At 44.0% G+C, this 14,069-nt stretch carries 9 protein-coding genes; 6 read left to right on the top strand and 3 right to left on the bottom strand.

Going from position 1 to position 14,069, the window contains the following annotated elements:
* Window positions 1-7: 7 nt before the first annotated feature.
* Entirely contained in the window at window positions 8-865 is an 858-nt protein-coding gene (locus PCC7418_RS14160; RefSeq protein ID WP_051030552.1) for an amino acid ABC transporter substrate-binding protein, read from the bottom strand.
* Between the two features lie 508 nt (window positions 866-1,373).
* On the opposite strand from PCC7418_RS14160, the gene PCC7418_RS14155 reads away from it, so the two are divergent.
* Window positions 1,374-3,557 (top strand): PhoX family phosphatase, encoded by a 2,184-nt coding sequence (locus PCC7418_RS14155; protein ID WP_015226869.1) that lies wholly within the window; start codon window positions 1,374-1,376, stop codon window positions 3,555-3,557.
* 175 nt (window positions 3,558-3,732) lie between these two features.
* On the opposite strand, the gene PCC7418_RS14150 is transcribed toward PCC7418_RS14155, so the two are convergent.
* Window positions 3,733-4,146 carry an AbrB family transcriptional regulator gene (locus PCC7418_RS14150; RefSeq protein ID WP_015226868.1) on the bottom strand — a complete coding sequence of 138 codons (414 nt, stop codon included), beginning with the start codon at window positions 4,144-4,146 and terminating at the stop codon, window positions 3,733-3,735.
* A 964-nt stretch (window positions 4,147-5,110) separates the two neighbouring features.
* Between PCC7418_RS14150 and PCC7418_RS14145 the strand changes: the two genes are divergently transcribed.
* The 4 genes from PCC7418_RS14145 to PCC7418_RS14130 all read left to right on the top strand — a co-directional run bounded on the left by PCC7418_RS14145 (window position 5,111) and on the right by PCC7418_RS14130 (window position 11,976).
* Window positions 5,111-5,308, top strand: coding sequence for a chlorophyll a/b-binding protein (locus PCC7418_RS14145; protein WP_015226867.1), 198 nt, complete (start codon window positions 5,111-5,113; stop codon window positions 5,306-5,308).
* 33 nt (window positions 5,309-5,341) lie between these two features.
* Entirely contained in the window at window positions 5,342-10,330 is a 4,989-nt protein-coding gene (locus PCC7418_RS19495; protein ID WP_015226866.1) for a PAS domain S-box protein, read from the top strand.
* 3 nt (window positions 10,331-10,333) lie between these two features.
* The gene (locus PCC7418_RS14135) at window positions 10,334-10,714 is read left to right on the top strand and encodes a response regulator (protein WP_015226865.1); all 381 of its coding nucleotides are present in this window, start codon (window positions 10,334-10,336) and stop codon (window positions 10,712-10,714) included.
* 197 nt (window positions 10,715-10,911) lie between these two features.
* Window positions 10,912-11,976 (top strand): aromatic ring-hydroxylating dioxygenase subunit alpha, encoded by a 1,065-nt coding sequence (locus PCC7418_RS14130; RefSeq protein ID WP_015226864.1) that lies wholly within the window; start codon window positions 10,912-10,914, stop codon window positions 11,974-11,976.
* A gap of 47 nt (window positions 11,977-12,023) precedes the next feature.
* On the opposite strand, the gene PCC7418_RS14125 is transcribed toward PCC7418_RS14130, so the two are convergent.
* Window positions 12,024-12,521 (bottom strand): pentapeptide repeat-containing protein, encoded by a 498-nt coding sequence (locus tag PCC7418_RS14125; RefSeq protein WP_015226863.1) that lies wholly within the window; start codon window positions 12,519-12,521, stop codon window positions 12,024-12,026.
* Between the two features lie 173 nt (window positions 12,522-12,694).
* Between PCC7418_RS14125 and PCC7418_RS14120 the strand changes: the two genes are divergently transcribed.
* Window positions 12,695-13,963 carry a transporter gene (locus tag PCC7418_RS14120; RefSeq protein ID WP_015226862.1) on the top strand — a complete coding sequence of 423 codons (1,269 nt, stop codon included), beginning with the start codon at window positions 12,695-12,697 and terminating at the stop codon, window positions 13,961-13,963.
* Window positions 13,964-14,069 lie beyond the last annotated feature (106 nt).

Below are 14,069 nucleotides of genomic sequence, written 5' to 3'. Positions count from 1 at the left end.
CCTAAATTCATTCCAGCTTAAGATCAATTAAGCCCCTTTCATCACAAGTTTGGAGTGTGGTCTCGATTTGCGGTAAAACAACGTTGAACCAATCCTGCCAAATTTCACTGCCTCGATCGCTGTCAATAATCTTGTTCACAAAGTTTTTCCACTCTAGATCATTAGGGAGCAACATCCCATAAGGGTCACAAGATAAAGGAATTGTAGGAATAATCGCGTAGTTGCTAGGCGGAAATCCTAAGGCTTGCAACCCTTCTACTTCACCGATCAGTAAAATACCATCAGAGACAAAGCTATCAAAACGACCCTGCAATACCCCTTGTACTCCTCGCCGTCGCCCTGTTGAACCTTGTAATGGGATTAAAGTCGCTTCAGGATACTGTTGTTGTAGGAAAATTTCTGTACTCGTCCCTCGCAAAACACCAATTCTTAATCCTGCTAGAGAACGACTTAAATCAATTCGATCGCGCTGAGATTCTAGAATTAAAAACTGCGTTCCTGTAACAAAAAAAGGTTGCGAAAAAGTGACTTCTTCCTCTGGGATCTGATCTTGGATTGTATTGGGACCGCACTCAATATGAACTGTACCATCCGCGACTAAACTCCACCGATTAGAAACAGTGGATTGAAAAACACGCACCAATAACTCTTCTCGATCAATTTTTTCTCTGATACTTTCTTTCAACGCAGCCAAAAAATCAACACAATATCCTGTTAATTCACCATTGGGCTTACGATAACCAAAAGGAATCGCATCGTTGCGAATTCCGATTTTTAAAGTACCAGTTCGTTCAATTTCCTCAAAAATTGTTTCTGCTTTTGCCTCTCCCGCTATGATGAATGAGAAAGCAACCCAAAAAGCCACTATTATAGGATTAGTTAGTTTCAGCCTTGCGTACTTCTTCATAATTAAACGACATGAATTGGTTACCGTTACTGCCTTGCCCTAAACTTGGCTTTCTTTTCTGAAATCACCATAAAAACGGCAGTTTATTAGCTGACGACACTAATTTGTCATCACGCTACATAATGTGTCACTGTACAAAGTCAGTGATAACTGTATCTAAGGTGATACGAGTTTTAGCAACTCGCACGACCCCATCAGTCTCTTCTTTGATCAGTATCGGTTCTGGTGTCTTGGTCAGAGTTATGGGCAATTCTGGCAGATTTGATTTGGTATCTTAGCAAAGAATGTTTTCAAGAGTGCGATCGCGCTCAAAAACCAAAAAAAATAGTGAAGAAATAACGCAGTATTAACAAATCATTAAATTACTCTTAACTTAATTGCTAAAAATTCCTTTTAGGATCAATTTGGCGAGCGATTAACTGCTTTTCAAGCCAAATTCATCAGAGTTGGAGAACACAATTACGTCATGAAACGTCGCGATTTTTTACTTTTTCTGGGAGCAAGTGCTGGTACTGTTGCCCTAGGCGGGATTCCAACCCAAGGGAAACCGTTTCCATCTTCAGCAGCAGCAAAAACGGCTATGGCTACTACCATTCCCTCAGTGAAACTGCCCCTTCCTCTAGAGATTGAATCACTTTCTTCTCAGGAACAAAAGCAGGTTTACAGTAGCTATCGAGTGGTGGATGATTTAATTGTTCCCGATGGCTTTACTTACGATGTCATTGCATCTTGGGGCGATCGCGTGGGAGATTCTCGCTTTGGTTACAACAACGATTATGTTTCCTTTGTCGAGACTGCACCCAATGAAGGTTTCCTCACCATTAACTTTGAGTATATCAGTGGGAAAGCATGGATGGAAAACTATCCCGAAGTGGTTGGGAAATCTCTTCCCTTTGCGGAAGTGAAAGCCGTTGCAGCGAAAACCAACGGTAAGATCAATGCCTTTGCTTTACCAGACAACAGCCCTCTCAAAGAACAAATTAAAGAAATCTCGAAAGAAGGCTTAATCGACCAGGGCATTGGCGTTATTTCCATTCGCCAAAACCGAGATGGCAGTTGGGAGCGCACCTACTCCAACGCAGACCGCCGAATTACTGGTATTTCTGGCTTAGAAGACGATCGCGCTCTCTATGCCACAGGACCAGCAAGTGCGGTTTTCACCAAGCGTAACAAAATGGGTTACGAAGACAACCAAGGCAATCGGATTATTGGCACATTTCAAAACTGTGCAGGCGGAACCACCCCTTGGGGAACCATTTTATCCGCAGAAGAAAACTTCCAAGATCAGGTCTTTGAACCCGTGATGGCAGATGGCTCGGCATTTGACCCCAGTAACACCCCATTTATTCTCACTGCTGGAACAGTGGATGGACGCGCCAATGTCTTCGGTTTACCTGGAAATAAATATGGCTGGATGGTAGAAGTTGATCCCGCGAATCCCTCCGATTACGGCAAAAAACATACTTGGCTCGGACGCTTCCGTCATGAAGCCGTGGGAGTGCGGGCAGTTGCTAATGAAAAACTTGCCTTTTATTCGGGCTGCGATCGCCGTGGGGGACACCTCTACAAATTTGTTTCTGAAGATACCGTTAAAAATGTAACCGACAAAAGTAATTCTCGCCTCCTTGAAAACGGAATGCTCTACGGGGCAAAATTTAACCCTGATGGCAGTGGACGCTGGGTTGCTCTCACTCCAGACACTCCCGTTGATCCAGTTCGTCCCAGTACCGTTTTCGGGAATAAAGTAATGCTGCCCAACCCCGATCGCGCCGAAGGCGGGGTCATTGCCATCACCACCGATGCCGAAGCTGAAGCCTTCCAAGCCAAATTTCAAACCCTAGGCGACCTCTACATGGGCAACCGTAGTGAGAAACAGGGGGCGATTTTAATTGATGCTCACTTTGCTGGCAACGCAGCTGGAATTAGTTGCACCGCCCGTCCCGAAGACACGGATGTCGCCAAAGATGGCACGCTATTTATTGCCTTTACCTCTGGTCGTCCAGGTGGCGATGGTGGCCCCGACAGTCAAGTCTTCGCTGGTCCCGATGGCGAAGCCTACGAATATGGCTGGATTATGAAATTACAGGAAGACCGCAAGAATCCCGCAGCCATGAGTTTCCGTTGGGAAATGTTTGCCCTCGGGGGTGAACCCGCAGCAGGCGGTTTAGGATTTGTCAATCCCGATAATCTGGATCTTGATGCCGATGGGGATGTCTGGATGGTGACGGATATTTCCACCAGTAAACATAATTTAGAAATTTCAGATCGCGATGGGGTTGGTCAATCTGCCATGCGAGGGATTTTTGGTAATAACTCCGCCTGGTATTTACCCACCTCTGGCGAAAACGCTGGCATGGCTTACCCCATTGCTGTCGGCCCCATGGAATGTGAAATTTGCGGGATCTGGCTGACCAACGACCAAAAAACCCTCTTCTTAGCCCCACAGCACGTCGGAGCAGCCAATGGGAAACGCCAAAACATGGCAAGCGAAACCCGAACCTTTGCTATGAAAACCACCACAGGCGAACTCTTTACGCAACAGCGAGAAGTTCCCCTCGGTTCCAATTGGCCAGGATTACGTCCCAATGACCCGCCCCGTCCGAGTGTAGTAGCGGTGCGACGGAAAAACGGTCGTTCTCTTAAAGGATAATACTGACCTCCGACGCATCTCGCTATACAATCATAGGTGAGAAGGAAATAAATCTTGACCCATTTATTGCCTTTGCTCAGAAAAATTTAAGATTGTCTTTTCTCTGGCGTTCCCTACTCTTTTTGAGTGGGGATTTTTTTCTGAGAAGGGATAATCACCCATGAAGGTAACTCGCTTAGGACGCTGCTTCTTGGAGTTCTTCAGCGTCTTCTGCTTTTGTTAAACCGTCATCGATATGAACCAAGCGAATATGTTTGTAACCCAGCTTGATTTCAAATTCTTCCCCAGGTTGTAAGCCCATGGCTTGGGTATAAGTCGAACCGATGACAATTTGACCATTTTTGTGAACACTGACCTTATAAGTGGGTTCACGTCCACGACCATCTTTCCCACCATCGGGATCAAGGGGAACTCCTTTCGCTTCGAGAACTGCATCATAAAACTCAGTTAAGTTAACACGAGTTTGACCAGTTTTGGTTATGTTGTAATAGCCACACTCTTTAGCGGTTTCTCGACGAGGCAAGTGAGAGAGTTCTTTGACTTTTTGCAGCAAAGCGCGACCTTTTAACGGTGTTGTTTGTTCTTCCATTTTCTGTCTAATTATCCTCTTAATTGTCTGTTCAGTCGGGAGAGTTTGCTCAAAAACATTCCTCCTATTAAAAATATATCGTTAAACTCCTACAATTTTACAAGAAATTTTTTAAATTTTGAGATTTACTATTATTCACCCCTTGGCTTCCCTCTGATCAAATCAAAAATCAGTAAGAGGGGAACTGGTAATATCTTTTTGGCAGAAAGGAGAAAAGAACCCTGATTAACGAGCCCAAGAAGTTGATAATTGAGAGTTTTTCTGAGATAATTCGCAGTCGCTGTCAGTTAGTGGAAACAGGAATCAGCAGTTCAAGGAGAAAACCTTCCCTGAAGAGGTGAGTGGTAAAACTTATACCATAAAAAAGAAAAACAACCCCAGTTTAACTGAGCTTTTTTCAGGGATGGAGAGGATGCAAGAGAGAGTTCCTCACGGTTTTAATTAAGAACAGAGAGGTGACGCTTTTCTTGAACAAGGTTTCCACAACCGTTGTGATTACTGTCGTGTATTGATCGGGTTCTTGAGTCCCTCTCGGCAAAAACTAACAGCAACTTTTTAGGGCTGGTCAATCCGATCGCGCTCAAGACAAAACTTAGCGTGACGATTCATTTGCTAGTAGGAAGGGAAACGATCACCGATCATTCTAGACTTACTAAAAGCTACATCCCCCGATCGCGTGAATTTTCTCTGGGCAATAGTGATGAGTTTCCTTTTCTCGGCAGAAGGCAAGAAGCCAAGATGTTAATTTTATCATTGATGACTGAAACAATGAGCAGGAGACGAAAAGAATTCTAGCAGCGATCGCTGCGGAGAAACTCGATCACAAAAAGGGAAATTATACCCAAACAGGAGGTAGAGAATAAAGGCGAAAGTCCAAGAGTGATTGTTAACTTGTAACAGCAAAAATCCGTTATTCCCTTTAAACTGATCGTAAACCCATTTACGTATCAAGTAGATCTAGATCATGAACGAAAAAACCTCGAACACAGAAGCAACCGCCACTGATGAATCTCTGATCCCAGAACTTGAAGAACCTAGCTTTGGCTGGACTCCTTATGCTGAGCGCATGAATGGACGTTTTGCCATGATCGGATTGATCGCCCTTCTCCTGATTGAAGTGATTACCAACCAAGGCTTCTTGGCTTGGTTAGGATTACGATAAACTGAACTCTCCTCAATAGTTCCCACTGCCACCATGACTTGTCAGCAACTGATTGATCGTATCACTACCCTCGGTCAAAATCTGTCCCAATCCCCCGCTTTGGAAAGCGTATATCAACAAACCCAAAAGGGGCTGTTGCCAACCGCCAAACAACTCCAACACTCCTTAGAACAGGATTTTCAACAACGGAAACGGCTATCCGCTCAAATTCAAACCCTCAGCCGACAACTCAGTTTATATCTGAAATGGGAAGAGCAAACAACAGTTTCTACCCACTTCTCCGATGAAACTCATGAGACCTTAGAAAGCCCTCCTCGAAGAAATTCGCGGGCGATCGAGCATTTCTCCGATGAAACTCATGAGACCTTAGAAAGCCCCCCTCGAAAAAATTCAGGGCTGATGAACGAGAGGGATGTGGATTTGACTTCAGTGTTGAATAATCCTCTAGCTCGGGACAGAATTGCCAAAGCCAAAGCCCTTGCTATAACCCGTGAAGCAACAGAAGCGGATCGCAAACGCTATCAGGACTTATTTGATTTTGCCCCTGACGGCTATTTAACGATTGATGCTCAAGGACAGGTCTTGGAAGCTAATTTAACCGCAGGGGAGTTACTGGGGATAGAAACCGACAGACTGGTTGGACACTCTCTTCTCAATTTCCTTACCGATGCGGAGGACAGAGAGCAACTGTTACAGGCGATGCAGACCGTTGCTGACCAAAGCAAGCGGGTGGCACGCTGTGAAGTCAGTTTATCCCCCCAGCAGGGAGAGCCGTTTTTCGGTGCGTTGCGCCTCAGTGCCATCCAGGGGCAAGAAGGAGAAGCCATGCAGTTTCGCTGTTTAATCCAAGATATTAGCGAGCGCAAGCAAATTCATCAAGCCCTCGCAGCCAGTGAAAAGAAATGGCGGGCATTGTTTGATCAAAGTTTTCAAATTATGGCGTTGCTCGATGGGCAAGGAAATGTGATTGACCTCAATCAAACCGCTTTAGAACTGGTGCAGGGTCGGCTTCCTCAAGTGAAAGACCATCATTTTTCCGAAATTCCCTGGTGGCCCTCTCCTTGGGATTGTGCCCAAGTCAAGCAGTCTATTAAACTGGCAAAAGTTGGGGGCGTGGTCCGTTATGAAGCGGAAATGTTGGCGGAAAATGGGGAATTAGTGCCCATAGATTTATCCTTGAAACCAGTGCGAGATGAAGCGGGTCAGGTGGTGCTTTTAATTGCAGAAGGTCGAGACTTGCGCGATCGCGTGCAGAAAGAAGCAGAACTTTACCGAGAAAAAGAGATTTCTGATTCTATTCTCACCAGTCTGCCTGGTGTTTTCTACATGATTGAAAAAAATGGCCCCTGTGTCCGTTGGAATCAAGAATTAGAAAAAATTACGGGTTATAGCACAACAGAAATCCATGAAATTGATCCCCTTGATTTCTTTGTTGAAACCGATCGCGCTCAAGTGGAAGATACCATCCAAGAAGCGTTTAGAGAGGGGAAATCCACCACAGAAGCAACATTTGTCAGTAAGCACGGCGCGATGACCACCTGTCATTTAAGTCATGTTTGCGTACACTTAGATCATCAGCAAGAGTATTTAGTTGCTGTGGGGATTGACATCACTGAAACCAATCAAGTGAAACTGGAACGCCAAAAACTAGCAACCCTCGTTGAAAATAGCAAAGATCTCATTAGCCTGACCAGCCTAGAAGGACAAGTGGAATTTCTCAACCCTGAAGGTCAAACCTTATTAGGAGTTGAGGCTGACCAGATTTCCTCCCTCTCCCTAAAAGACTGTTTCTCCAGTCAGAGTGAACAACAATTTGATCAACAAATTTTTCCCAGTCTCTTCCAAAGCGGTCAGTGGTACGGTGAATTGGAAGTGCAAAATTATCAAACTGGAGCCGTTCTCTCTGTTTTAGCCAATATTTTTGTGATTCGGGACTCCAACACCGCAACTCCCACTAACCTTGGGGTGATTACTCGTAATATTAGTAGCCGTAAGCAAACTGAAATTGCCCTCAAAACTAGCGAACAGCGTTTTCGGAGTATTTTTGAGCAAGCAGCAGTGGGGATTGCTTTATTAGATATTACAGGGCGTTTTCAACGAGTGAATCAGCGAGGCTGTGAAATTTTAGGCTACTCACAAGAAGAATTATTGACCCGTACCTATCATGAATTAATTGCCATGGAACAAGTGGCGGATAATGATCATAAAGTCACAGAATTGTTACGGGGAGAAGAAAATACATTTTCTCAAGAACAACGTTACCGTCGCAAAGATAACAGTTGGGTCTGGGTCAACCTCACCATGTCCTTAATGTGTGGTGCAGAAGGAAAACCTCAATCCCTCTTAGCGATTTTAGAAGACATCAGCGATCGTAAAACCGCAGAAGCTGCTTTACAAGAAAGTGAACAAGCCTACCGCGCTTTGGTTGATGGCATTCGAGAAGTCATCTTCCAAGTCAATACCAGTGGCATCTGGTCTTTTTTAAATCCAGCTTGGACAGAAATCACCGGTTATTCTGTAGAAGATACCCTAGGTCAGTCTTTCCTCAACTACACTTATTTTGAAGATTTTGCTTATAATCAAGAGCAATTTCAGAAATTAATTCACCATCCTGATCAACATTGTCGCTATGAAGTGCGCTATCAAACCCAAGGGGGTGGCTTCTGTTGGATGGAAGTCACGGCTCGGGTGACTCGTAACGCTGAGGGAATCATTACGGGGATTACTGGAACTCTCAATGATGTCACGGAACGTCGTCAAGCCGAAGATCAACTACGAGCAGTGATCAATACTGTGCCTGGTTTAGTGTCTTGGGTGAGTCGAGATGGACATTATTTAGGGGTCAATGAACAATTAGCCCATACCCTGAATTTAGAACCCGAAGATTTTGTCGGCAAAGAAATCGGCTTTTTAAATACCAGTTCTTCCTTTGTCCGGTTTATGTATGAGTTTCTCGCCAGTGGCGAAAGTGAAACCAGTAAAGTTTTAGAAAATACCATTAAAAATGGTGAAATCCGTAGCTTTCTGGTGGCAGCACAAAAATACCGTCAAGCCAGTGCTGCGGTTTTAATTGGGATTGATATTACCGAACGGAAACAAGCCGAGTTAGCCTTGCGGGAAAGTGAAAATCAATTCCGTCAACTTGCTGAAAATATTGAACAAGTTTTTTGGATGGTTGATTTAACCCAGCAAAGTTTTATTTATATTTCTCCCGCTTATGAATCCACTTGGGGACGAAGTTTGCAAAGTGCTTATGATTCCCCCACGGACTGGTTAAACTCAGTGCACCCTGAAGATTATGAACGCATCCTGCATTCGTGTCGCAAACAGATTCGGGGGCAATATGATGAAGAATATCGGATTATTCGCCCCAATGGTGAGATTCGCTGGATTCACGATCGCGCTTTTCCCGTCCGCAATGAAAAAGGAAAGGTCTATCGCATTGCGGGGATTGCTGAAGATATCACCGAACGGAAACAAGCCAAAGAAGCCCTGAAAAAACGAGAACGCTACTTAAAAGCATTGGTGGGGGTACAACGTCGTCTGCTCGCTTCTACAGTTGATAAAGCCCTCTATCAAGAAGTTTTAGGGATTTTAGGAGAAGCCTGTGAAGCCAACCGCATTTATGTCTATGAAAACTTTGTGGACGAACAGGGCAATCTGAAAGGGCGTAAATGTGCGCAATGGTACTCTCACAGCGTTTACTATCCCGATTTTCATCAGCAACAAGATTTTTCTTATGACAACCTCGGCAGCGAATGTTACGAAAAGTTACGACAAGGAGAATTTCTACAAAAAACAATCACTGATTTACCCACCGAGAAACAGAGCTTTTTCTGGCGCAATAGCACGATTTCTTTCCTCATGCTACCGTTGATGGTGAATGGGGAATTTTTTGGCGTGATTGGCTTTGATAATTGCGAAGTGGCTCGAAATTGGGGACGATTGGAAGTGGGATTACTCAGTTCCGCAGCAGCAGCGATCGCGCTGGCGAAAGAAAAACAACTCACCCAAGAAACCCTCCAGCAACAACTCACCGCCATTGAAACCACCACGGATGGCATTATGATTATCCATACCAATGGCGAACTCCATTATGTCAATCCCGCCTACTCTCAAATGCTGGGTTACGAGTCCCAAAATGCCCTTCTACAAACATCTTGGTGTAGTCATCATCCCCCCACGGAAATCCCTCGCATTAATGAAGAAATTTTCCCGCAACTGACCACTCAAGGCTGCTGGAGTGGAGACATTTCTGCACAACGTCGGGATGGCAGCACCTTTGTCCAAGAACTATCCATGAATTTGACCCAAAATGGCGAAATTGTCGGCGTTTGTCGTGATATTAGCGAACGCAAAGAAGCAGAAGAACAACTCAAAGCCTCCTTGGAAGAAAAAGATCTGTTATTAAAAGAAGTCCATCACCGCGTCAAAAATAATTTACAAGTCATTTCCAGCATTTTTTCCCTACAATCCCAAGCCCTAGAAGACGAAGAAGCCCTCGCTATCCTCGAAGAAAGTCAAAATCGGATTAGTTCCATGGCGCTAATCCATGAAAAACTCTATCAAGCGACAAACCTAGCCAATATTGACTTTGCTGAATACATTCGCGATCTCACTTATCATCTTCTTGCATCCTATAATGTCAACCCCGATTGGGTACAAACCGAGATGAATATTCAATCGATTCAACTCAATCTTGATAGTGCCATTCCTTGCGGACTTTTGATTAACGAATTGGTTTCTAATTCCCTCAAACATGGCTTTCCCAATCAGCGCCGAGGGACAATTCATCTGTTCCTCGGCTTTATTGACGAAGCTGAAGAAACCATTGCGCTCAAAGTTGAAGATAACGGAGTAGGCTTACCCGAAGGATTTAATCCTCATAAAACCAGTTCTTTAGGAGTTTCTCTGATTACTTCTCTAACTCAACAATTACGTGGTACTCTAAAATTTCAGAATAACCCTGGGGCGAGTTTTGAAATTACTTTTCCCAAACCCATTGAACGCAAACGGTTTTAAGTTATGTCAGCCAACAAAATTTTAATTGTCGAAGATGAAGCAGTTGTTTCCTTGGATATTTCCAGACGTTTAGAAAAAATGGGCTACGAAGTGATGGGGCGTTTAGCCTCTGGTGAGGAAGCGATTGAGTTGATTCAACAAGAACGTCCTGATTTAGTGTTGATGGATATTAATTTGCAAGGAGAAATGGATGGGATTGAAACCGCCACTAAGCTCTATAAAGACCATAACTTACCCGTGATTTATTTAACTGCTTATGCGGGACAAAGTACCTTAGAACGAGCCAAAGAAAGTAAGCCCTATGGGTATATTCTGAAACCGTTTAAAGAAAGAGAACTTCACGCCGCGATCGAAATTGCAATTTCTCGCCACGAGACAGAATGATTAACTATAGTGGTTTTAACTCTCATGAGGTACATTCTAAATTTTTGTTCATGGTTCTTAGTTCATGGTTCTTTGAGATATTAATGACAGCCATTAACCATGTTCGGCATAGACTAAGAAACGCTATATTCGTTATTTGTTCTTTGCATAATTGAACTAACCAACAAAGAACAAGGAACAAGGAACAAAGGACAAAAATGGAACTACAGACAACTCTCCAAAGCCAAACCGTTCACAATCGCATTCGAGAAGTGGGAATTAACCCCAACCACTGGTATCCTGTTGCATGGGCTCATGATTTAAAGCGGGAGACTGTTCAGCAAGTAACGGTTTGGTATCAAAATATTGCCATTTTCCGCGATGAAGCGGGAGACGTTCACGCCCTCGCCGATGCTTGTCCTCACAAAGGCGTTGCGTTTCATAAAGGGACAGTCAACGGAAATCATTTAGTTTGTCCTTATCATGGCTGGGAATTTAATAGTGAGGGGAAATGCGTTCATATTCCCTATTTTTCCGAAGAACAAAAACTCCCCCGCGCTTGCGCTCGTAGCTACCCCACACAAGAAAAATATGGTCTGATTTGGGTCTTTCCAGGTGAGGCGGAATTAGCGGAAGAAAAGCCCATCTTAAATCTTCCTGAGTTTGAGAATCCAAAATGGTTAAGAGTTCCTGTTACCGCTCGTTTTAATGCTCATTTTTCCATGTGTAATGAAAACACAATGGATGTCTTCCACGGCTATCTTCATCAAGACTTACAAGGATGGTTCAATCCCGAACTGATCACTCTTAAGGAAACAGAGGACAAAGTTTGCGCTCAATATAATGTTTCTTATAAAGGCATTCTGGCGAAATTTTTAGGACTGACCGATCGCGCTGATGAAGTCACCACCCTTCCCATCACCATCGAATACCGTTATCCACACTACGCCACCACCTTAGAAGGGATTTCCTCCCTCTATCTGATGCGCTTACCCGTGAGTAAAACCGAAAGCCGTTCTTTTGCCTATTTCTTCTTTAACTTGGGACTACCACAATGGCTTTTAAACTTACTCCGTCCCCTTTTAGTCTGGGCTTTACCCCGATTTGTTCTCCATCGCTTTTTAGCCCAAGACATTGAAATGGTAGAAAGTGAACAACAAACTTATCTCAACAATCCTCAGCGTCAATGTGTCGAAGTGAACCCCGCCATTTTTGCCATTCAACGGTTGATTCTCAAGCAATATGACCAGCAGCAGAATACAGACTTAACAATTAACAATTAATCAAGAGGGAACCTCCGCCTAGTTCCCTCTTTCCCTAACGACTCATGTTAACGACAACCGAGCGACTCGCGGGTAGAAACTCCTGTGGTTGGATTCACGCCTGAGGCACGCTCACATAATTTTTTCACTTGTAACCTATCAACAACCGCATTGGTAAAATCTGCCCCTTCAACGATCGCGCCCTCAAATTTTGACCGTAACATCATCGCCTCCGTGAGGACGGCATTGGTCAAATCAACGCCAGTAAAATCGGTGAGATAAGCAATCCCATTGCTAAAGTTAACTCCTCGCCAGTTGGCATTATGGAGGGTTGCGCCGTTGAATACTGCACCCTCTAAGTTGGCATCGTGGAAATCAGCAGCTTCTAAGTTTTCATCATAAAATTCTGCTTCGATTAGGGTTTGCCCAGAAAAGTCTTGTGTTTCAGCTTGGACTGCTTCATCAAAAGAACGCACCGCTCGTGGGGTTGCTGCTAAAACTGGTGAGGACATAAAAAAGAGCGCGATCGCGCTAATCATTAAACTAAATTTTAGAATTGTTCGCATTTTTAGTTGCAATTCAATACTCGCTTCGTCTTTATCTTAATCTTTCTTTACAGGAATTGCCTTGAGCTTTTCACACCATCAATCAAGTTTGACAGGTTGTCTTTTGACTGTAATTGAAAATTTTTCTATTCTGCACTGGATTCAATTGCCATTTTAATTCAAGTCAAAATCAGATGATTAAGTTGAACTGGTCTTTACTCAGTGCTAGCGTCACTTTATTGCTTCCTTTCCCTGCATTTTCGCAAACACAGCCCCTCACTACAATTAGAGGAACTGCACTTGATCGCGCCATCACAGTTACCTCACTTTCTGAGAATAACAATCGCTTAGAAAGCATTCAACAAGCAATTCCGATACAACTCAATCCTTCTGCTTCTTCGATTCAATTCATTTCCCTCCCTCTGAGTGAACCGAATCAAAGCATGAACGAAAATGAAACAGATCCTTTTCCCTTGCAACCAACTCATCTCATTCTGGCTCATAGTGATGAAAACGCTGCACCCGACCAGTGGACATCGGGGCGACCAGATGGACACGCCCCCCTTGGGGTGATGGGAGATCATGTTCATGGTAAAGGAGAATGGATGCTTTCTTATCGTTATATGTTTATGTCCATGGATGGTAATCGGGATGAAACCGATGACCTCAGTACCGATGATGTTCTAGAAGACTTCATGGTTGCACCAGAGGAAATGACCATGCAAATGCACATGATTGGTGCAATGTACGCACCGACGGATAACTTGACATTAATGGCAATGGTTCCTTTTGTGGTCAAAGAAATGGATCATGTCACTCGTATGGGAACTGAGTTTACTACTAACTCTAGCGGAATCGGGGATCTTAAATTCTCGGGACTCTATCAACTTTTCAATAAAAATCGTCAGAGTGTCCACCTTAACCTCGGATTTAGCCTTCCCACTGGTTCGATTGAAGAGCGGGATGATACCCCAGCTGGAGATGATGTCATTCTTCCTTATCCGATGCAAATTGGTTCAGGAACTGTGGATTTACGTCCTGGAATTACTTATTTAGGTCAAACGGATAATTGGTCATGGGGAGCACAAGCAAACACAGTGTTACGCTTAGGAGAAAATGATCGCGACTATACAGTCGGAAATCGCTATCAACTGACAGGATGGCTCGCCCGTCGTATCAACGAAAAAGTGAGCGTTTCTGTCAGATTAGATGGTGAAACCTGGGACGATTATGACGGCGCAGACTCTGCCCTCAATCCCAACCTCATTCCCACCGCTGACCCAGATTTAAGGGGAGGAACTCGCTTAGATTTAGGATTAGGAGCAAACTTGTATCTCCCTGAGAGCTTTTTGCCAGGCGGTCGTTTAGCAGCAGAATTTGAGTTGCCCCTTTATCAATCCCTAGAAGGACCGCAACTAGAAACGGATTGGCAATTGACCCTAGGGGTTCAATCCGCATTTTAAGATGAAATTGAAAAAAGTCGGCTCATAAGATAGCGACCTCTTAGCCAAACTTTAACCTTTTCTAAAAAAAACTGAATTTTTACAGGATACTTTGTATAGGGGAACT

This window comes from Halothece sp. PCC 7418, assembly GCF_000317635.1.
In the GTDB taxonomy this organism is placed as follows: domain Bacteria; phylum Cyanobacteriota; class Cyanobacteriia; order Cyanobacteriales; family Rubidibacteraceae; genus Halothece.
This window is presented reverse-complemented; position numbering and strand designations above follow the sequence as displayed.

What these genes read in the sequence shown, in the direction of transcription:
- PCC7418_RS14155 (WP_015226869.1), top strand. Translation starts at nt 1,374, where the DNA reads ATGAAACGTCGCGATTTTTTACTTTTTCTGGGAGCAAGTGCTGGTACT.
- PCC7418_RS14150 (WP_015226868.1), bottom strand. Translation starts at nt 4,146, where the DNA reads ATGGAAGAACAAACAACACCGTTAAAAGGTCGCGCTTTGCTGCAAAAA.
- PCC7418_RS14125 (WP_015226863.1), bottom strand. Translation starts at nt 12,521, where the DNA reads ATGCGAACAATTCTAAAATTTAGTTTAATGATTAGCGCGATCGCGCTC.
- PCC7418_RS14120 (WP_015226862.1), top strand. Translation starts at nt 12,695, where the DNA reads ATGATTAAGTTGAACTGGTCTTTACTCAGTGCTAGCGTCACTTTATTG.
- PCC7418_RS14130 (WP_015226864.1), top strand. Translation starts at nt 10,912, where the DNA reads ATGGAACTACAGACAACTCTCCAAAGCCAAACCGTTCACAATCGCATT.
- PCC7418_RS14145 (WP_015226867.1), top strand. Translation starts at nt 5,111, where the DNA reads ATGAACGAAAAAACCTCGAACACAGAAGCAACCGCCACTGATGAATCT.
- PCC7418_RS19495 (WP_015226866.1), top strand. Translation starts at nt 5,342, where the DNA reads ATGACTTGTCAGCAACTGATTGATCGTATCACTACCCTCGGTCAAAAT.
- PCC7418_RS14135 (WP_015226865.1), top strand. Translation starts at nt 10,334, where the DNA reads ATGTCAGCCAACAAAATTTTAATTGTCGAAGATGAAGCAGTTGTTTCC.